The 19,820-nt window shown below is 74.0% G+C and carries 15 protein-coding genes and 1 riboswitch; of the genes, 5 read left to right on the top strand and 10 right to left on the bottom strand.

Annotated features, from left to right (window positions below; all coding sequences use genetic code 11):
• The 3 genes from G5C62_RS16725 to G5C62_RS16715 all read right to left on the bottom strand — a co-directional run.
• Nucleotides 1-912 (bottom strand): ABC transporter ATP-binding protein (locus tag G5C62_RS16725; RefSeq protein ID WP_241175950.1); only part of this gene is annotated, 912 nt, incomplete at its 3' end.
• A complete protein-coding gene (locus tag G5C62_RS16720) occupies nucleotides 909-1,952 on the bottom strand; it encodes an ABC transporter ATP-binding protein (RefSeq protein ID WP_036337109.1) in 1,044 nt (347 codons plus the stop codon). The genes G5C62_RS16725 and G5C62_RS16720, both read right to left, overlap by 4 nt.
• A 136-nt stretch (nucleotides 1,953-2,088) precedes the next feature.
• Entirely contained in the window at nucleotides 2,089-3,111 is a 1,023-nt protein-coding gene (locus G5C62_RS16715) for an Lrp/AsnC family transcriptional regulator (protein ID WP_164701889.1), read from the bottom strand.
• 90 nt (nucleotides 3,112-3,201) lie between these two features.
• Here G5C62_RS16715 and G5C62_RS16710 point away from each other — a divergent pair, with 90 nt between their 5' ends.
• Complete coding sequence (locus tag G5C62_RS16710) at nucleotides 3,202-4,413, top strand: M20 family metallopeptidase (RefSeq protein ID WP_241175949.1); 1,212 nt, start codon at nucleotides 3,202-3,204, stop codon at nucleotides 4,411-4,413.
• A gap of 90 nt (nucleotides 4,414-4,503) precedes the next feature.
• Here the strand turns inward: G5C62_RS16710 and G5C62_RS16705 are convergent, their stop codons facing one another.
• The 5 genes from G5C62_RS16705 to G5C62_RS16685 are packed head-to-tail and all read right to left on the bottom strand — an operon-like array spanning nucleotide 4,504 to nucleotide 9,463.
• Entirely contained in the window at nucleotides 4,504-5,526 is a 1,023-nt protein-coding gene (locus G5C62_RS16705; RefSeq protein WP_164701885.1) for an ABC transporter substrate-binding protein, read from the bottom strand.
• On the bottom strand, nucleotides 5,523-6,419 hold the full coding sequence (locus G5C62_RS16700) for an ABC transporter permease (protein ID WP_164701883.1): 897 nt from the start codon (nucleotides 6,417-6,419) through the stop codon (nucleotides 5,523-5,525). The genes G5C62_RS16705 and G5C62_RS16700 overlap by 4 nt, the downstream gene beginning before the upstream one ends.
• Nucleotides 6,416-7,225: an ABC transporter ATP-binding protein gene (locus G5C62_RS16695; protein WP_164701881.1), complete on the bottom strand. Its 810-nt coding sequence runs from the start codon at nucleotides 7,223-7,225 to the stop codon at nucleotides 6,416-6,418. The genes G5C62_RS16700 and G5C62_RS16695 overlap by 4 nt, the downstream gene beginning before the upstream one ends.
• A gap of 58 nt (nucleotides 7,226-7,283) precedes the next feature.
• Entirely contained in the window at nucleotides 7,284-8,123 is an 840-nt protein-coding gene (locus G5C62_RS16690; RefSeq protein WP_164701880.1) for an NAD(P)-dependent oxidoreductase, read from the bottom strand.
• The gene (locus G5C62_RS16685; protein ID WP_206330692.1) at nucleotides 8,120-9,463 is read right to left on the bottom strand and encodes an FAD-dependent oxidoreductase; all 1,344 of its coding nucleotides are present in this window, start codon (nucleotides 9,461-9,463) and stop codon (nucleotides 8,120-8,122) included. Before G5C62_RS16685 ends, G5C62_RS16690 begins: the two co-directional genes overlap by 4 nt.
• An 89-nt stretch (nucleotides 9,464-9,552) precedes the next feature.
• Between G5C62_RS16685 and G5C62_RS16680 the strand changes: the two genes are divergently transcribed.
• The 3 genes from G5C62_RS16680 to G5C62_RS16670 all read left to right on the top strand — a co-directional run bounded on the left by G5C62_RS16680 (nucleotide 9,553) and on the right by G5C62_RS16670 (nucleotide 17,107).
• Nucleotides 9,553-10,446: a LysR family transcriptional regulator gene (locus tag G5C62_RS16680; protein WP_036337117.1), complete on the top strand. Its 894-nt coding sequence runs from the start codon at nucleotides 9,553-9,555 to the stop codon at nucleotides 10,444-10,446.
• Nucleotides 10,447-10,535: 89 nt separating this feature from the next.
• On the top strand, nucleotides 10,536-16,193 hold the full coding sequence (locus G5C62_RS16675) for a DUF4011 domain-containing protein (protein ID WP_164701876.1): 5,658 nt from the start codon (nucleotides 10,536-10,538) through the stop codon (nucleotides 16,191-16,193).
• Between the two features lie 53 nt (nucleotides 16,194-16,246).
• On the top strand, nucleotides 16,247-17,107 hold the full coding sequence (locus G5C62_RS16670; RefSeq protein WP_164701875.1) for a hypothetical protein: 861 nt from the start codon (nucleotides 16,247-16,249) through the stop codon (nucleotides 17,105-17,107).
• 132 nt (nucleotides 17,108-17,239) lie between these two features.
• On the opposite strand, the gene G5C62_RS16665 is transcribed toward G5C62_RS16670, so the two are convergent.
• The gene (locus G5C62_RS16665) at nucleotides 17,240-18,031 is read right to left on the bottom strand and encodes a DUF222 domain-containing protein (protein WP_346774129.1); all 792 of its coding nucleotides are present in this window, start codon (nucleotides 18,029-18,031) and stop codon (nucleotides 17,240-17,242) included.
• Entirely contained in the window at nucleotides 17,917-18,438 is a 522-nt protein-coding gene (locus G5C62_RS29035; protein ID WP_346774128.1) for a DUF222 domain-containing protein, read from the bottom strand. Before G5C62_RS29035 ends, G5C62_RS16665 begins: the two co-directional genes overlap by 115 nt.
• Nucleotides 18,439-18,958: 520 nt before the next feature.
• Nucleotides 18,959-19,111, top strand: a riboswitch (cyclic di-AMP (ydaO/yuaA leader).
• A 16-nt stretch (nucleotides 19,112-19,127) separates the two neighbouring features.
• Here G5C62_RS29035 and G5C62_RS16660 point away from each other — a divergent pair.
• The gene (locus G5C62_RS16660; RefSeq protein WP_164701873.1) at nucleotides 19,128-19,664 is read left to right on the top strand and encodes a C40 family peptidase; all 537 of its coding nucleotides are present in this window, start codon (nucleotides 19,128-19,130) and stop codon (nucleotides 19,662-19,664) included.
• Nucleotides 19,665-19,820 lie beyond the last annotated feature (156 nt).

The raw sequence follows: 19,820 nt of genomic DNA, 5'->3' as shown, positions 1-19,820 counted from the left end.
GCCGGTGAGGATCATCCGTTCCCGGCTGCCGCGCTTGGTCGGGTCCGGGATCGGCACCGCCGACAGCAGCGCCTGCGTGTAGGGGTGCGTGGGGCGGGCGTAGATGTCGGCCCGGTCGCCGATCTCGACGACCTTGCCCAGGTACATCACCGCGACCCGGGTGGAGATGTGCCGCACCACCGACAGGTCGTGGGCGATGAAGACGTAGGCGAGGCCGAGCCGGTCCTGCAATTCTTGGAGCAGGTTGACCACCTGGGCCTGGATCGAGACGTCGAGGGCCGAGACCGGCTCGTCGAGCACCAGGACCTGGGGGTCCAGCGCCAGCGCCCGGGCGATGCCGATCCGCTGCCGCTGCCCACCGGAGAACTCGTGCGGGTACCGGCTGGCCTGCTCGGCGCTGAGCCCCACCGACTCCAGCAGCTCGTCGACCCGGGCGCGCAGTTCGCTGCCGGTGGCCAGGCCGTGGATCTGGAGCGGCTCGGCGACGATGCCGCGCACCGTCATCCGCGGGTTCAGCGAGGTGTAGGGGTCCTGGAAGACGAACTGCATCTCCCGGCGGACGGCCTTCATCTGGGCCCGGCCGAAGCCGGTGATGTCCACGCCCTTGAAGTGCACCGAGCCCGACGTCGGCTCCAGCAGCTTGACCAGGGTGCGGCCGGTGGTGGTCTTCCCGCAGCCGGACTCCCCGACCAGGCCGAGGGTCTCCCCCGCGGTCAGCGTGAAGCTGACCCCGTCGACGGCGTAGACCGTGCCGACCTGCCGCCGGGTGACCCCGCCGCGGATCGGGAAGTGGGTCTTGAGGTCGGTGACCCGGAGGATCTCGGTGCCGTGCGCGGCGCGGGTGTGCAGGTCCTGGGAGGCGCCGGTCGGCTCCTGGGCAGCGCCTCTCGGCGGCATGGCCACGGAGCTCATGCGCCGCTGCTCCCCAGCCGGGCACCCATCTCACGGGACACGACGGCCATCTCGGCAGGGACCTCCTCGGAGAAGTGGCAGGCGGCGCGCGCGCCGTTGCCGGTGTCGTAGAGCGGCGGCACCTCGGTGCGGCACAGCTCACGGCCCTTGGACACCCGGCAGCGCGGGTGGAAGGAGCAACCGGGAGGGAGGTCGATCAGGTTCGGCGGGGCCCCCGGGATGGGGTCCAGCCGGGCCAGGTCGACGTCCAGCCGGGGCAGGCTGCTCATCAGGCCGAGCGTGTAGGGGTGTCGCGGGGCGGCGAAGATCGAGAAGACGTCGGCGACCTCGACCACCTTGCCGCCGTACATGACCACGACCCGGTCGGCGTGCTCGGCGATCAGGCCCAGGTCGTGGGTGATGAGGATGGTGGCGGCGTTGGTGCGTTCCTTCGCCGTCTTCAGCACGTCGAGCACCTGGGCCTGGATCGTCACGTCCAGGGCGGTGGTGGGCTCGTCGGCGATGAGCACCTTCGGGTCGTTGGCGATCGCCATGGCGATCATCGCCCGCTGCCGCATCCCGCCGGAGTGCTCGTGCGGGTACTGGTCGAAGCGGCCCTCGGGGTTGGGGACGCCGACCATCGTCAGCAGCTCGACCGCCCGGGTGCGGGCGGCGTCCTTGCTCATCTTCCGGTCGTGCAGCCGAAGCGCCTCGGAGATCTGGGCCCCGACGGTCAGCACCGGGTTCAGGCTGGTCATCGGGTCCTGGAAGATCATCCCGATCTCGCTGCCGCGCAGCCGCCGCAGCTCCTTGGTCGGCATGGTCAGCAGGTCGCGACCCTCGAAGAGGATCTCGCCGCCGGTGATCCGCCCCGGAGGGCTCTGGATCAGGCCGAGGATCGACATCGCGGTGACGCTCTTGCCGGAGCCGGACTCGCCGACGACGCCGAGGGTCTCGCCGGGGAACAGGTCCCAGCTGACGTCGTTGACGGCCTTCACGACGCCGGCGGGGGTGACGAATTCCGTCGTCAGGCCCCGGACGGAGAGAACAGGACTGCTCACAAACAGCTCCTCCTCGACCGATCAGTGGCTGAAAGCTAGATCACTGCGACCGCATTTGGGTGACGGTCGTGTCACGACGGTGAGTCCATGCGTTCCGTGTGACCGGCCTCACACTCTGTGTGTCGAAGGAGGGAGCCTACTGCTCGCCGGGCACCGGATCGGACCAGACGTCCATCCGCACCGTGCCGGTGGCGCGCCCCTCGACGTCGAGCAGGTGGCCCATCCGCTTGACCGCGCGCAGCACCACCAGCCGGTCGACCACGACGACGTCGGGCACCACGTGGGAGAGCTCCTGCTCGAAGCGGTGCACCTCCTCCAGCGAGGCCAGCCAGGCCACCACGAGCAGGCTCGGCGTGCCGGCCAGCGTCGTCGACAGCCGCACCTGGCGCAGCCGGCCCAGCCGGGCCGCAGCGTCGTCCAGCCGCCCGGCCGGGGCGTCGGCCGACAGCACGACCATCACCGGCAGCCCGGCCAGCGGCGCGGCCACCTCGGTGCGCAGCAGCACCGCGCCGGAGCTGATCAGCCGGTCGACCCGGCGGCGCGCGGTCGGCTGGCTGATCTTGGTCGCCGCGGCGAGCGCGGCGTAGGACGCCCGGCCGTCCTCCCCCAGCGCCGACATCAGCTCCCGGTCGACGTCGTCGAGCACGGTCGGGCGGGTCAGGTGCGGTGGTCCGCCGCTGCCGCCGTTCGACGGCAGCACGCCGAGGCGCCAGGTGCTGCCCTCGGCGTAGAGCCGGGTGGCGATCCGCGCCCGGGTGCCGGTGACCCCGGGCACCCGGTCCAGCCGTTCCAGCAGGTAGCGCCCGAGGGTGGGCAGGTCGACGGCGGCCACGGTGAGCATCAGGTCCCGGCCGCCGGCGGTGATGTCCACCGAGAGGGCGTGTGCGTCACCGGCGAGCTCACTGGCGACCCGGGTCTTCTCACTCGGCAGGCAGGTCACGTCGACGTAGGCCAGCACCTGGGCGTGGTGCGACCCCGGGCCGGGCGTGCCGGTGACCCAGGCGGCGCCGGCTGCGCGCAGCCGGTCCCACCGCCGGGACGCGGTGACCGCGTTGGTGCCGACCATCGCCGCGACCTCGGTCCACGGGGCCCGCGGGTCGCGCTGCAACGCCTCGACGAGAGCCAGGTCGTCCTCGTCCAGCACAACCGATCGGGTCACTTCGGGCCCCTCTCGTGACGGATGACTGCAAATCCTGTCGGAGAACGTGCCGAACTCCTAACGTCCCGCCCACCGATCCGAGGAGGGCACGTGATCCGGTCAGGCGCGCTGCGCGAGGACGCCCGAGCGATGCAGGACGAACTGGTCCAGTTGCGGCACGCGCTGCACCGACGGCCCGAGGTGGGGCTGCAGCTGCCCTGGACCCAGGAGACCGTGCTCACCGCCCTCGACGGCCTGGGCCTGGAGATCAGCACGGGCACCGAGCTCACCTCGGTGACGGCGGTGCTGCGCGGCGGCCGTCCCGGCCCGGCGGTGCTGCTGCGCGGTGACATGGACGCCCTCCCCGTGCAGGAGCAGACCGGGGTGGAGTTCACCAGCGAGGTCGACGGCACGATGCACGCCTGCGGCCACGACCTGCACACCGCGATGCTGGTCGGCGCCGCACGGCTGCTGAGCGCGCACCGGGAGTCCCTCGCCGGCGACGTCGTCCTGATGTTCCAGCCGGGCGAGGAGGGCTGGGACGGCGCCGGGTACATGCTCCGCGAGGGCGTGCTGGACGCCGCCGGCTCCCGGGTCACCTCCGCCTACGGGATGCACGTGATGTCGGCGATGAGCCCCCGCGGGGAGTTCACCACCCGCCCGGGCACGCTCATGGCGGCCAGCGACGAGCTGCGGGTGACCGTGCGCGGCAGCGGCGGGCACGGCTCGGCCCCGCACCTGGCGCGCGACCCGATCTCGGTGGCGGCGCAGCTGATCGGCGACCTGCAGACGATGGTCACCCGCCAGTTCGACGTCTTCGACCCGGTGGTGCTCACCGTCGGGCTGTTCTCCGCCGGCACGAAGCGCAACATCATCCCCGACGAGGCGACCTTCCAGGCGACCGTGCGCACCTTCTCGGCCGAGGCCCGGGAACGGATGCGGATCGCCTCGGTGCGGCTGTGCGAGTCGGTCGCGGCCGGCTACGGGCTGGAGGCCGAGGCGCTGTACCTGGAGGAGTACCCGGTGACCGTCAACGACCCGGCGCACACGGCGTTCGCGGCCGGGGTCGCGCGGGAGGTCTTCGGTGATGAGCGGTACGCGCCGAAGCTGTTCCCGCAGTCGGGGTCCGAGGACTTCTCCCGGGTGCTGGCGGAGGTGCCCGGCTGCTACCTGTTCCTGGGCGCCGCCGTGGGCGAGGACCACGCCGCCGTCCCGAACAACCACAGCCCGCGGGCGCAGTTCAGCGACGAGGTGCTCTCCGACGGCGCCCTGCTGCACGCCGAGCTGGCGGTGCGGGCACTGGAGCGCGACGCGGCCGCCTGACCGACCCGCAGACAGACGTACGCCCCGCCCGGGTCGACCCCGGGCGGGGCGTACGTCGCGGTCGGCCGGCGCTCCTCCGGCCGGCCGCTGCTACTCGGCGGCCTCGGCGAACGAGGCGTCGATGTAGTCGCTCTCCGGCAGCGCCTCCTCGTACTCCAGTGCGCCACCCTCCATCCAGATCCGCTCCATGGCGGTGAGCTGGTCGGGCAGCGGGGCCAGGTCGGGCAGCCAGGTGTAGAGCGGCACGGCAGCGACCTCCTCGGCGGTCTGCCCGGTCGCCTCCCCGATGATCCCGAGGTTCTCCTCGGAGTACCGGTCCTCGCCCTGGAGGTCCTTGGCGGCGCGGGCGAGTGCGTCGAAGAACGGCTGGGCCAGGTCGGAGTCGGCGAACTCCTCGCCGTAGATCACGCCGGTGCCCGAGGTGCCCGACGGCGGCACCCACAGCGACGTACCGGTGCCGTCCTCGATGGCCATCGTGGAGAACGGGGCACTGATCAACCCGGCAGCGATGCTGCCGTTGGCCACGGCGGTCGGCATGTCCGGGTTGCCGAGGTTGACCAGGTTGACGTCCCCGAGCGACAGCCCCTCCTCCTCCAGCGCGAGGGCCAGCAGGTAGGCACCGGTGCCGCCCGCACCGCCGGCCGCGCCGATCTCCCGGCCGGCCAGGTCGCCGGCGTCGGTGACCTCGCCGGACTCGACGAGCGAGGTGGCGGCGACGAGGTCGGTGGGCGACTCCGCGCTGCCGTCCGAGACGCCCATGGAGCCCACGACCTTGACGTTCAACCCGCTCTGGATGGCGGAGAACATGCCTGCGGAGAAGCCGGCGGCGACGACGTCGAGCTGGCCGGCCGACGCCAGCGGCACGGCGTCCTGACCCGACTTCACCGTCTGCAGGTTGATGTCGATGCCCTCGTCGGCGAAGTAGCCCTTGGCGTCGGCGACGTACAGCGGAGCGAAGATCGGCAGCTGCACGTACCCGACGTCGACCGTCTGCAGCTCACCACCCTCGCCGCCGGCCGCGGCATCGGTGTCGGTGTCGGCCTCCCCCGACGAGCAGGCGGTCAGCGCGATCCCGACGGTCGCGGTGAGCGCGAGCAGCTTGGTGTTCCTCATGGCTTCGTTGCCTTTCTCTTGGACCCGCCAGCGTGCTTCCAGGGGAGCAGCGCCTTCTCGAGCAGGATGATCAGACCGGTGGCGATCGCACCGAGGAGGGAGACGGCGATGAGGCCGACGAACATCTTCTCCGGCTGGAAGAGCTGCCAGGAGTTCCAGATCAGGTAGCCCAGGCCGTCGTTGGACGCGACGAACTCGACGGCGGTGATGACGATGACCGCCATGCCCGCCGAGACGCGCAGGCCGGTCATGATGCTGGGCAGCGCACCGGGCAGCAAGACGTAGCGGAACAGCTTCCAGCCGCTGGCCCGGTAGGCACGGGCGGCCTCGATGATCCGCGCGTCGATCTGGACGATGCCGGCGAGGGTGTTGATCTGGACGACGAAGAACACCGAAATCGCGACCGACAGGACCTTCGGCGTCTCGGTGAGCCCGAAGATCAGCAAGAGCAACGGGAGGATGGCGATCTTGGGCAGCGCGTAGAGCGCGGTGAACGTCGGGCCGAGGGCGGCGCGCAGCGGGCGCCAGACGCCCATCAGCAGGCCGGCGAGGACACCGAAGACCGAGCCCAGCACCAACCCGGTGACCAGCCGGCCGACCGTGGCGACGGTGTGCGTCCACAGCTCACCGCTGAGCAGCATCTCCCAGCCGCGCTGGGCGATCTGGGTCGGTGGCGTGAACAGCCGCGCGTCCAGGACGCCGGTACGGGCGGCGACCTCCCAGAGCACCAGCAGGGCGATCGGCGTGAGCACCGCCAGCAGCAGGTCGCGGGCCTTGAGCCGCCGTTCCCGGCGGAAGTCACGCTGCATCGCCCGGTCGAGCTCGGCGGCTCCCGCGGCGTTCGGGTCGGCCACCGCGGAGGCGCCGACGGGACGGGGCGTGGTGGTGGTCATGCGTACCTCACAGAGAGCTGGACCTCGTCGCGGAGCGACTCCCAGATGGACTGCCGGGCCTGGGCGAACTCCGAGGTGCCCTCGATGGCGACGTCCCGCGGCCGGCTGAACGGGACGTCGATGACCTCCTTCACCCGCCCGGGGCGGGCCGACATCATCACGATCTGGTCGCCCAGGAGCAGGGCCTCCTCGATCGCGTGGGTGACGAGCACGACGGTCTTGCGCTCGGCCTCCCACAGCCGCACCAGCAGCTCCTGCATGAGCATCCGGGTCTGCGCGTCCAGCGCCCCGAGCGGCTCGTCCATCAGCAGCGAGGGCGAGCCGGTGGCGAAGGCCCGGGCGATGGCGATGCGCTGCCGCATGCCGCCGGAGAGCTGGTGGGGGTAGGCCTGCTCGAAGCCGGTGAGGCCGACCTCGGCGATCCAGTGCCGGGCGTGCTCCTCGCGCTCCTTCTTGCCGACGTTGGCCATGTGCTCGCCGAAGGCCACGTTCTGCAGCACGTTGAGCCACGGGAACACACCGTGCTCCTGGAAGACGAAGGCCGACTTGGGCACCGCGCCGGCCTCGAGGTGGTCGGTCACCTCACCGGAGGTCGGCGTCTCCAGCCCCCCGAGGATCCGCAACAGCGTGGACTTCCCGCAGCCGGACGGGCCGACGATGCAGGTGAAGGAGCCGGTACGGAACTCCAGGTTGATGTCGCTGAGCGCGTGGACGTTGCCGTGTCGGCCCACGAACGCCTTGGAGACGCCGCGGGTGGTGAACGCGGGGCGGCCGACGTCGGCCGACGTCGTCGTCGTCTGGGTCATGACTGCTCCTCTGTGCGGGTCTGGCGGGGTGATGGTGCCTGGCCCGTTCCGCCGCCCGTCATCGGCCGCCGTCCACGGGTCCGCTGGGCGGGGTGAACGTGGGCGGGGCGGGCGAGCTGAACACCCCGCCGATGGAGCTCCGGTTCCACTCCTCGTCCGCGCCGGGGGCGGCGAGGACGTCGGCGGCGTACGGTTCGGCGTCGTCCTGGGGCTGGAAGCCGATGGCCCGGCCCCCCGCCGGGGAGAGGTAGCCGCGGGTGTTGGCCGAGACCCCCCACACGATGCGGAACCCGGTGGTGCTCGGGGCGAGGGATGCGGCCAGCAGCCGGACGGCGTCGGCCGGCGAGAGCCAGGTGCTGAGCATCCGGGAGTCCCTGGGCCGGTCGGTGCGGGAGGCGATCCGCAGGCAGACCACGTCCAGGCCGTACCGGTCGGCATAGAGGCTGCCGAGCGCCTCGACCGCCGCCTTGGTCACCCCGTAGAAGGTGTTCGGGCGCACCGGGACGTCGTCAGGCACCATCGCGCCGGCCGGTGGCACCGGCACGAAGCCCGCCGCGTGGATGGAGCTGGCGAGCACGGCCTTGCCGATGCCGAGCCGGCGGGCGGTCTCCAGCACCGCCTGGGTGCCGTCGACGTTGGCAGTGAGCAGGGCCGCCCAGTCGTACTCCAGTGGGATGCCGGCGAGGTGGACGACGGCGTCGCAGCCGGCCATCGCCGCGGCGAGCTGGTCCCGGTCGGTGACCTCGGCGCGCACCCAGGTGCACCCGGACAGTGGCTCCGCGGGCAGCCGCAGGTCGATGCAGACCAGCTCGTGCCCCAGCTCGAGCAGACCGGGGAGGACGTCGGTGGCCAGGCTGCCGGCGGCGCCGGTCACGGCGATCCGCAGCGGGGCGCTCACAGCAGCGCTCCCTGCTTGGTGAGGAGCTCCCGGACGGCGGCGGTGTCGTGCCGGTCCAGGTCGGCGTGCACGACGGCGGCGGCCCCGCAGGCCTGCCCGGTGGCGAACGAGGTGCCCATGACCCGCAGCGAGGAGTAGGCCCGCGGGTCGGAGCTGACCAGCCGCCCTCCCGCCCAGAGGTTGTCGGTGGTCGCCGAGCACAGCGCGCCGTAGGGGATGTCGTACCAGCCCTTGTCCTCGATCCCGCCGTAGACGGTGAGGCCCGGGGTGGCGTGGTCCTCCATCGGCCATCCGCACCGGGCGACGCCGTCCTCGGGGCGGCGTCGCCCGGAGGTCACGTCATCGGCGACGACGGTCTCCACACCGGCCAGCCGGCGGGACTCGCGGATGCCGATCTGCGGGCCGGTGGCAGCCAGGTAGCTGTCCTGCCAGCCGGTCAGGCCCTGCTGGAAGGCGTGCAGGTACTGCCAGCTCAGCCGACGGGCGGCGGTCTCGGCGGCGGTGAGTTCGTGGACGTCGAGGACGTCGCGGTGCTGGTCGGCCAGCAGCAGCATGACCTCCCGGGACAGCGGCATCCGGACGGCGACGCCGCTCTCCCGTGCCAGCTGCGCCCCGCTCCGCTCCCGGTAGGCGAGCACCGCGGTGCTCAGCGCGCCCGCGGAGAGGTCGGCGTCCTCCGCCACGCCGCCCACCCGCATCACCAGGGTGCTGGCCTGCCGCGCGGCGACGTCGGAGACCTGCACCCCGGCGCCGGCGGCGACCAGCAGCACGCCGTCGCCACTGCAGTCGACGAAGGAGCGGCCGGTGATCGTCTCGCGGCCACCGCGGTGGTCGATGGTCACGTCGGTGACCCGCCCGCCTGCCACCGACGCGGCGATGACCCGGCTGTGCAGCAGCAGCGTGACGCCGGCGTCGGTGACCAGGTCGTCGTAGACGCTCTTGGTGGTCTCCAGGTCCAGCAGGACGACGGTGTTGCCCGTCGCCGGGAAGGTCTCGGTCTGGTAGAGGTCGCGGGCTTCCAGCCGGTCGAGCACCTGCTGGCCCACGCCGCCCACCACCTGGGTGCGGGTCTGGTCGAAGAAGCCGCAGTGCGTCAGCACCGAGCTGGCGGTGGCCGCGCCACCGAGGAAGCCGTACTGCTCGATCAGGCAGACCGTCGCGCCGGCATCGGCTGCACTGACGGCGGCGCCGATGCCGGCCGCTCCCCCGCCGACCACAACCACGTCGAAGTCCACGTCTCGCCTCTCGTCTGGGTTGGTGCGCTCGGCGGCCGGCGCGCTCGGGCGCTCGCGCGCTCCTCGCTCCGGGTCGGCGCCGGCCCGCACTGTGGTGCGGCTCACTGCGCTGTGTCGATGTTGTCCCCGGCTGGGGTAGACCGCAAATGCCTGTTCCGCACCCCTTCGATGCTCACCGGGCATAGGGTGTCCCCGTGGAGCTGCGGCATCTGACCTACTTCGCCCGTGTCGCCGAGGCCGGGTCGGTGAGCGGTGCCGCGGCGATGTTGCACATGACCCAGCCCTCGCTGAGCCGGCAGATCGCCGACCTGGAGCGGGAACTGGGGCACCGGCTGTTCGAGCGGACGGCCGACGGGATGGTGCTCACCGCGGCCGGCCGGGGCCTGCACGAGCACGTCGCGGTGGTGTTCGCCCAGCTCGAGCGGATCCCCGAGGTGGTGCGCACCTTCGGGGCCGGGCAGGAGATCGTCCGGCTCGGACTCCCGCCGGGCGTGCCGCACGAGTGGTTCCTGGCTGTCATCGCCGCGCTGGAGGCCTCCCTGCCGCACGTCGCGCTCTCCCTGGTCGAGGCCAGCAGCGACGAGCAGCAGAACCTGCTGCGCAACGGACTGATCGACGTCGGCCTGCTGCACGTCCAGCCGCCGGACCTCGGCTGCGCCCCGGTCCTCACCCAGGAACTGGGCGTCGCCGTGCCGCCGGACTCCCCCCTGGGTGACCGCCCGTCCATCCGGTTCGCCGACCTCGACGGGCGCCGGGTGATGGCACACGCCTCCGGGGAGATCACCAGCGAGGAGGCCCGGCTGCGGTCGGCGTCGGCCGCCGCCGGCGTGCACACCCACTGGATGTTCCGGCGGTTCTCCGTGCACAGCGAACTGATCGCGGTCAGCTCGAAGGTCGAGGCGGCGCTGATGACCGAGGCGTCGGCCCGGCGCAACCTGTCGGGCTGGCGGTGGGTGCCGTTCATGGAGCGGGACGCCACCGGTCGCGACCTCGCCGTCGTCACCTGGGCCGCCTGGCGCCCGCCGGCCCGAGCCACCACCACCACGCTGGTCCAGGTGCTGGGCGCGACGCCCTGGTCGCCGGGCTGAGCACCTGGCGGGGCGACCCTCCCGCCCCAGTTGTCACACCTCCGCCCGGGCTCCCCGATCCGAGGGCCCGGCGGAGGTAGAACGACTCCATGGGCGTCTCCCCGTGCCCGCAGCACACCGCGGCAGCCGATCTGCGGCTCTCCGTGGCCCTCGACTGCGTGCCGGTGGTCGGCGAGGCGCTGGCCCGCGCCGGCGTGTCCGTCGTCGCCGGCCTCACCCTGACCGGCGCCGGCGCGCCGGTGCACGGCGCGCGGGTGGTCGTCACGATCGCCTCCTCCGACGGCCCCCTGGGCGACCCGGTCGAGTTGACCGTGGACGTCGAACCCGGCCGGACGACGGTGTTCACCGACCTCGACCTGCGGCTGGACCCGGCCGTCCTCGCCGCCGTCGCCGAACCGGGCACGGCCACCGTCGAGGCCCGGGTCGAGCGGGACGGGCAGCTGCTGGGCTGCACCCGCACCGCCGTCCGGGTGCTCGCCGCCGGGCAGTGGCTGGCCGCGCCGACGCCGCTGGCCCTGGAGTTGCTGGCCGCACACGTGCAGCCGGGCTCCCCTGCGGTGGCCGGGCTGGTCGGCGCGGCCGCCGACCTGCTGCGCCAGCGCACCGGTGACCCCACGGTCGGCGGTCACCCGACCGGCACCGCACGCGTCGACGGGACGCGCATCGACGAGACGGCCGCGGCGATCGTGGAGGCCATGCGGCGCCGGGCGATCCGGCCGCGCCCCGCGGTCGCGAGCTGGGCCGACGTCCCGCAGCGGGTGCGCACCCCCGACCAGGTGCTCGACGACCGGGCCGGCACCAGCCTGGACACCGTGCTCACCCTGGCCGCCGCGCTGGAGCACGCCGGGATCCGCCCGCTGCTGTGGATTGCCGCCGACGGCGCGACCTGCCCCGGGCACGCCTTCCTCGGCTACTGGCGCGTCGAACGCTGCGCCGAGAGCACGGCCACCACCGAGGTCTCCGGGCTGGCCGAGCTGGTCGACCAGGGCGCGATCGCGCTGGTGGAGACCACGATGCTGGGGATCGCCGCGGAGCCGGCGACCTTCGGTGACCTGCACCGCACGGCCGCCGCCGCCTGGCTCGCCGGTGACCTGCACCGGGTGCTCGGGGTCACCGACGTGCACCGCGCACGGTTGGACGGCGTCGACCCGCTCCCGCTCCCGGGGCTGCCCGCCCGCGGCCCGACCGGGAGCCCGACCCGCGCGGGGGCCCGACCGGCGGGGACGGCGGCCGCGCTGCTGGACCTGGACCGGGCCGACGGCGGCATCGTGCCGCTCACCGTGCCGCCCGGACGGCTGACCGTCCTCGCCGAGCGGCTGGCCGCCGACGCCGCGCTCACCCTGGTGCCCACCGACCAGCTCGGCGCCGCGGCCCGGCGGCGTGGCATCCGGTCGGCCCGGGACCTGCCACCGCACCAGCTCGGCGAGCTGCTCGTCGAGCACGGCGGGCTGTACGCCGAGCTGGGCTCGGTCGACTACGCGCGCCGGCTGGCCGCGCTCGCCGACCGGGCGGCCGCGCTGCTCGAGGAGACCGGCACCGGCGACCTGCACCTGGCGCTGGGGTCGGTGACCTGGGAGCTCGACGGCCGGCCGGTGCGCTCGCCGCTGGTGCTGGTGCCGGTCCTCCTCTCCCGGGTGGCGAGCACCGGCGCCTACCGGCTGACCGCCGACCCGGCGGGGGCGATCGGCCCGAACGGGCACCTGCTGGCCGAGCTGCGCCGCCGTACCGGCGTGGCCGTGCCGGCCCTGGACGACGGCGGCGACCCCGACCTGGCCGTCGTCCTGCCGGCGCTGCGGCAAGAGCTGGCCCAGCGCGGGCTGCCGCACCGGGTCGAGCCGACCGCCGACCTGGCGGTGCTGCCCGCGGCGTCCGCCCGGATCCGGCAGGACGCCGACCAGCTCGGCGCGGCCGCCCTGCGCAACCCGCTGGTGCCGGTGCTGCTGCGCCCCGGCCAGCCCTTCGTCGACCCGGTGCCGGCACCCGGCAGCGCGCTGGCCACCGACCTGGCCGAGCTCGCCGGGACCCTGCCGCTGCCCGCCGACACCGACCAGCTGCAGGCGATCACCGACGCCACCGCCGGGCGGACCTTCGTGCTCGAGGGCGCGCCCGGCACCGGCAAGTCGCAGACGGTCGCCAACCTGGTCGCCGCCGCCGCGGCCGGCGGTCAGCGGGTGCTGGTCCTCGCCGCACAGCAGTCCGCGCTGGACGCGGTGTCCCGGCGGCTCGACGGCGTGGGGCTCGGCGGGCTGGTCACCGGCCTGCGCCGTCCCGCCGACGTCCCGTCCGATGCCGGGGACCCCCCGGCGGTCGCCCCGCTCCCCGCTCTCCCCGACGAGCTGCGGACGGCGCGGCGCGAGCTGGCCGGCTACGCCGAGCGGCTGCACGCCCCCAACTCCGCCGGGCTGTCGCTGTACGCCGCCCGCGCCGGCGTGCTCTCCGCGGTGCCCGGCACCCCGGCGCTGCCGCTGGCGACGACGTTCGTCGCCACCGCGTCGGCGCGCACCACCGCGAAGGTCCACCAGCTGCTGACCACCCTCCCCGAGGTCGCCGCCCGCACCCGGCCGCGGCCGCGGCACCCGTGGGGGTTCCTCGACTCGGCCGACGCCGACCCGGTCGCGGTGCACGCCGCGGTGCTCGCCGTCGACACGGCGCTCCGCGCGCTGCCCCCGGCCGGGCCGCTGGCGCGGGTGATCGCCGCGGCGCGGACCCCGGAGGACCTCGACGCGGTCGCCACCGTGCTCGCCGGCCCGGACGTGCCGCTCGCCGCGGTGGACGCCGTCCGCACCCCGGAGTGGGCCGAGGACGTCGCCGTGCTGCTCGCCGAGATCTCCGCGTTCGTCACCGCGGCGCACCCGGGGCTCGACGTGGCCCTGCCCGAGGCGCTGGACCTGCCGCTGGCCGGGATCGCCGAGGACGCCGAGCAGGCCGCGGTGTCCGGGCGGTTCGGCCGGGCCAAGCGGCTGGCGGCGGTGCTCACCGAGCTCACCCCGTCGCTGCGGCCGGACGCACACGTGGAGCCGACCGACGTCCCGCTGCTGACCGCGGAGCTGCTCCAGGTGCAGGGAGCGGCCCGCGAGCTGACCATGCGATGCACGACGGTGGCCGGGCTGGCGGTGCCGTGGAACTGGAACCCGCTGACCGACCCGCACCTGGTCGAACGGCAGGTCGCCGCCCTGCGCCGGCTCGGCTCCGCACTGGACGGCGACCCGGCCTTCACTCCCCCGCTGCGCCGCTTCCTGGACACCGCGCCGGCACCGGACCCCGCGCGGGCCGTGGCGGTCCGGAAGCTGCGGGCCGCGCTGACCGCCCTGCCGGTGGCCTGCCTGGGCTCGCTGGACCAGCTCGTCGCGTGGGCCGGAGACACCGGCCTGGTGCGGCTGTGGGACACGACGCAGGACGAGCGGGCCGTCGAGCAGTTCGGCGTCCCCTCGCTCGGGCACTGGCTGGACCTGCTCCGGCACCTGCACCTGCTGGAGGCCGCCGGGCTCGCCGAGGCGCGCGCCGCACTGCTGTCCGGAGCGGTGCCCGCCGACGACGCCGTCGCCGCCTTCGACCGCGGGGTGGCCGAGGCGTCGTTCGCCGAGCGCTCGGCGGCCGGCGGACTCGGCGTCGCCGACGCGCGGGCTGCGGAGCAGGCGGTCCACCGGGCGCTCGCGGCGTCGGCGGCGACCCGGGCACAGGCGGCTGCGACCCTCGCCGAGGGCGACCGGACCCGGGCGGTGCTCGCCACCCCGGACGCCGTCGCCCGCTTCCTCCCCCCGACGGCCGGCTCGTTCGACCTGGTGGTGATCGAGGACGCGTCGTCGCTGCGGGTCACCGACGCGCTCGGTGCGCTGGGCCGGGCGAGCGCGGCGGTGGTGGTCGGCGACCGCCAGCAGCTGCCGCCGCGTGCTGCGATCGACGAGGCCCCCGACGAGGGGCTGCTCGCCGCCTGCCTGCGCGCCGGGGTGCCGCGGCGGGAGCTGACCTGGCACCACCGCAGCGCCGACGAGTCGCTGGTCGCGTTCGCCGACGTCGTGGCCTATGGCTCCCGGCTGACGACGGTGCCCGGCCCGCCGGCCGGGCCAGCGATCTCGCTGGTGCAGGTGGACGGCGTCTTCCTGCGCGCGGGCGAGCAGCGGGGCACCAACCCGGGCGAGGCGGAGGCGGTGGTCGCCGAGCTGCGGCAGCGGTTCGCGGCGTCGGCGGAGTCGGTGCCCTCCGTGGCCGTGGTGGCGCTGCACGGGCCGCAGCGCCGGCTGATCGAGGGCCTGCTGCGGGTGGGCCGGGACCGGGCGGCCGAGGCGCTGGACCGGGGCGAGCTGCGGGTGCGGGAGGTGGAGGCCGCGCAGGGCGAGGAGGCCGACGTCGTCCTGCTGTCGCTGGGGTGCGCGGCCGACGAGCGGGGCTGCCTGCCGCTGGACCTCGGGCCGCTGAACCGGGCCGGCGGTGAGCGACGGCTGACCGTGGCGGTGAGCCGGGCCCGCCGGCAGGTGGTGGTCTTCGCGTCGTTCCCGCTGTCGCTGCTGCGGCCGGTGACGACGACCCAGCCGGGTGTGCGTCGGCTGCGGACCTACCTGGAGCAGGCGGTGCACGGCACGGACACGGTCCCGCGGCGCTCCGGGGCGGTGCCGGACCCGCACCGGGACGAGGTCGCCGCCGCGCTGCGTGGTCGCGGGCTCGTGGTGCGCACCGACGTCGGGCTCTCCCCGTTCCGGGTCGACCTGACCGTCGCCCGGGCGGAGGCGCCGGCGCGGCCGGTCCTGGCGGTGCTGCTGGACGGCCCGGCGTGGGCGGAGCGGGCGCCGGTGGACCGGGAGCTGGCGTACCTGGAGCTGGCGGAGCTGCGCGGCTGGCCGGCGGTGGAGCGGGTGTGGCTGCCGGAGTGGCTGGCCGAGGAGGAGACGGTGCTCGACCGGCTGGTCGCGGCCGTGGCGGGTGCCGCTCCGGTGGCGCCGCTGCTGCCGCCGCTGCCGGCCCCGGTCGCCGAGGTCACCGAGCCGGAGGAGGAGATCGACCCGTTCGACCCGGACGCTCCGGACGTGGAGGACGAGGTGTCGACGGCGGAGCCGGTGCGCTGCGCGGCGCACCCCGTGGTGACGCCGGCGCTGCTGGCGGGTGAGGTGCCGTTCCGGGCGTGGACGCCGAAGCCGGTGGGCGAGCCGCAGATGCTGCGGCAGCTGGCCAACCCGGAGGCGGCCCGGCTGGTGCGGCGGGTGCTCGCGGCGGGGATCCGGGCGGAGGGGCCGATCCACCGGGAGCGGCTGGCCCGGCTGACGGCGTCGGCGTTCGGGGTGCCGCGGGTGAACGCGGCGCGGATGGAGTCGGTCCTGGCGCTGCTGCCGGAGCCGGGTGCGGAGTTCCTGTGGCCGGCGACGTCGGACCGGACGCCGCTGGACCCGGCGGGGTGGACGACGTTCCGGCGCCAGGCGGCGAGCACCGACCGGGCGCTGGAGCACGTGCCGCCGGAGGAGATCGGCAACGCGATGGTGGCGCTGTGCCGGTCGGTGGCCGGGATGACCCGCGACGACCTGTTCCAGCAGACGCTGGCGGTGTTCGGGCACCGCCGCCGGCACCCGGTGCTGATGCCGCCGCTGGAGCTGGCGCTGGCCCAGGCAGTGCGGGCCGGCCGGATCACCCGGCAGAGCGCCGGTCAGTGGCTGACCGCGGTGGCCGACGGCGATGCGGACCTGCACGCGGTCCCCACGCCGCCCGTCCCGCCGAGCACGGTGGTGCAGGAACACCTGGACCAGCCCGCCGCCGGGTGATCTGTTCCGGCGACCCACGACGCTTCCGTCCATCCATCCACGGGGAGATCACCTTGTCGAGTGCACGACGCATCACGTACGCCTGTGCGGCTACGGCCCTGATCGGGGTGCTGACCGCCGGCCCAGCGCTGGCGGCGGGGACGGTGACGATCACCCCGGCGGCGACCGCTGCGGAGGGTGCGGACTGGTACTTCAGCAACGCCCACCGCGGGGAGAACGACCCGGCTCCCGCCCCCACCACCGGTGCGGGCGGCATCGCCGCGGCGCCGGCGGGCAGCGGCTTCGGCGACTCCGCCTACCGGCTGGTGCTGGACGGAGCGTCGGAGAAGGCCCGGCTGATGTCGGACGTGCTCGACGGCCGGCCGCTGTCGGACCTGGCCGGGGTCACCTACTCCTCGTTCGCGACGGGGCTCCCGGGCTACGGCCCGTCGATCAACGTGGAGGTCGACCCCGCCGGCCCGGACGACTTCGCGACCTTGGTGTGGGAGGCGAACAAGGCCGGCTTCACCATCGCCGAGGGTGAGTGGCAGGCCTGGGACACGACCGGGAGCACCGGGGGCCGGGCCGGGGGCTGGTGGACCCCGAGCATCCAGCCGTTCGGCTCCTCGACGCCCGGTTCGAACGCCTCTCCCACGACGCTCGCCACCCTCACCGAGCACTTCGGGGCGGGCACGACGATCACCGGGTTCGCGGTGAACACCGGGCGGGGAAACGCGGGCCTGGACGCCTACGTGGACGGCATCGGGATCACGGTGGGCGGCGAGACGACGGTGTACGACGTCGAGCCGCGGGTGTTCACCAAGGGGGACTGCAAGAACGGCGGCTGGGCGACCGAGTTCGAGGCCGGTCAGTTCGCCAACCAGGGCGAGTGCGTGAGCTCGTTCGCCTCGAAGGGCAAGGTCGGCAAGGAGTAGTGGCAGCCCGCCGGCCCCGCCGTCATGCCAACGATGGGGCCGGCGGCCTCTCTTCCGGCGAACCCCTCCTCGACCAGATGCACCCTCAAGCCCCCGCGCCCTTGGAGGGCGCGGGGATATGAGGGCGGACCGTCAGGTCAGCAGCGGACCGATGAGGATCTCGGTGTCGTGGGGGCGGTAGGTGCGCCACCGTCCGCCGGGATCTCGTTCCACCCGGAAGCCGTGATGCACCTTGGTGTGGTGCCGTTCGCACAACAACGCTGAGTTCTGCAGGTTGGTCTCGCCGCCGTGCAGCCAGTGCACGAGGTGGTGGACGTCGCACCACCAGGACGGGGCGCCGCAGCCGGCGAACACGCAGGACTCGTCCCGCCGCTCCACCGCCTTGTGCAGCCCCGGGGTGACGACCCGGTGGTCCCGGCCGAGGTCCAGCGGCACCCCGTCGGGGCCCATCACGATCCGGGAGATACTGCCGTCACAGGCCAGGTAGCGGGCCCGCGCCGCGGAGATCGTCGCGCCGAAGCCCATCTCCGCCGCAGCGGCACCGGTGGCGGGGTCGACCAGGTCGTCCAGGTCGATGCCCACGACCACGTGCGGCTTCACCGTCCGCAGGATCGGCAGGTCACCGCTGGCCAGCTGGTTGTCACACAACTGAACGAGGGCGTCGGCGTTCTGCTGAGCGCGGGTCCGCTCATCACCCCTGGGGCGGTCGGCCTGCACGATCGACTCGATCGCGGCCTGAACCTTCTCCCCACCCACCGCATCCAGGTCGAACCGACCGGTGACGCTGCCGTCGGAGTGCTTGGCGATCGTCAGCCGCCGCCCCTCGGGTCCGGCTCCGGGCCATCGGGGTCGAGTGCGTCCTCGAAGGCCTGCACCGCCGCCACCAGCGACTGGTGCGGCGACTCGACCGCCACGCGCGCCCACACCTGGTCGAACGCGGCCAGGTCGATGCCCTGCTCGACTGCCCGGGCGACCTCGCCCGGCCCCACCTTCTCGGCCACCACGTTCACCTGCGCCGCGGTGATCTGCCCGTCGGCGAACCCGGCGGCCAGCGCCGGGAAGTGCTCCAGCGCCCGCCCGGAACGCAGGATCCGCGAAGCGTCCACCGGAGCCAGCCGCGCGTGCCCGGTCAGCCACGACCGCACGCTCTTCAACCCGTCGCGCTCGGCGGCCTGCGTGGTGTCCGCGCGCCGGACCGTGCGGGTCAACTCCGCCGACGCACGGTTCACCAGCTGCACCAGGAACGCCGTCCGGTCCAGCACCTGCCCGTCCGTGAGCGAGTGCAGGTCATCGGCCGCAAGGGCGTCGAGAGCCGACATCAACTCGCTCACGACACCTCCCGCAGCATTCGAACGTATGTACGAATAGTAGCGCCCTAAAGGACGCCGAGCAAGGCGAATCAGCTGGTCAGCCGCCTGTCCACACATGCCGACAGTCCCTTGACACGACCGACCGCGGCGCGTCAACGCGTCCGCCCGGGCACCAGCGCGGCAGGCGGGATCAGCGACCAGGGCCGTCTCAAGCGCTGGTCGACGCGACAACCGATCACGTGACGACTCCTGCAGCGGGCCGTGTCGCGTCGAACACGAAACGTGCCCACCCGCCGTCCGACCAGAAATCGGATTCCCGACGGGAACAGCCGGCGAGAGCCGCGCTCGCCGACGGCGCACTCCAGCGTTGCTCGACGTCAGCTCGGCGAGTCGTCCCCGCCGCCCGGGCGTGTTGCGGGCCTGCGGAGTGTCGGAACCGCAACCGGCGGCACTTTGTGACAGATCCATGACAGCCCTACCGTCATCCGCGCCTGCCGGCCCCTGAGTCGCCACACGCGGTGACACCGGCGAGCACCGCCGAACCGGGCAACCGCCGCAACGTCGCCGCGAACGCCCGGACCGGGGACCCACCGCAGTTCTGGGGTGAAACGCAACGGCACGCGAGTGCCGGAGCGCCGGGCGAGTTCCCCGCCCGAACCCGTCAGCTAACTCGGTAGGCGGTCGAGGAGAACAAGGAGAACCCGTCGTCCATGACGACCACTCGCACGTCCCCCGCCCGTCGTCCCTCCCGTTCCGGTCGCCGGGCACTGATCGCGCTGTTCGCCAGCGCGGGCGTCGCCCTCACCCCGATGGCCGCCCAGGCCTCGGTCGGCGGCGGTGGAGCGGCCGCCCCAGCACCCGTCGCGGCACCGGTGGCCCCGGTCGCGGCTCCCAACGCAGCTGCCCAGATCATCGTCGACACGGCGCTCGCCCAGCAGGGCAAGCCCTACGTCTGGGCCGGGGCCGGCCCGAACGTCTACGACTGCTCCGGGCTGACGCAGTACTCCTACGCGGCCGCCGGCATCACGCTGCCGCACTCCTCCCGCATGCAGTCGACGATGGGCGTGCCCGTGGCCCGCGCCGACCTGCAGCCCGGTGACCTGGTCTTCTTCTACGACCCGGTGGGCCACGTCGGCATCTACATCGGCAACGGCCTGATGGTGCACGCCCCCACCGCCGGGGACGTCGTCCGCACCATCAACGTCGACACCATGTGGGGCTACAACTCTGCGCGTCGTCTGGTCTGACGTCGCCCGGGGTGTTGCGACCCCGTCACGGGTCAAGTCCGCCGGCGTGGTGTGTGACGACTACCGCGTGATCTTCATGTCGGGTCAGGCGCTGAGCGCCGGGATAGTCGGCTGCGTGGTCACCTCCTGAGTGGTGCCGTCGGTGTCGGTGACGGT

This window comes from Modestobacter sp. KNN46-3 (assembly GCF_011039295.1).
The sequence above is the reverse complement of the archived record's forward strand: the minus strand, read 5'-3'. Positions and strand labels throughout refer to the sequence as shown.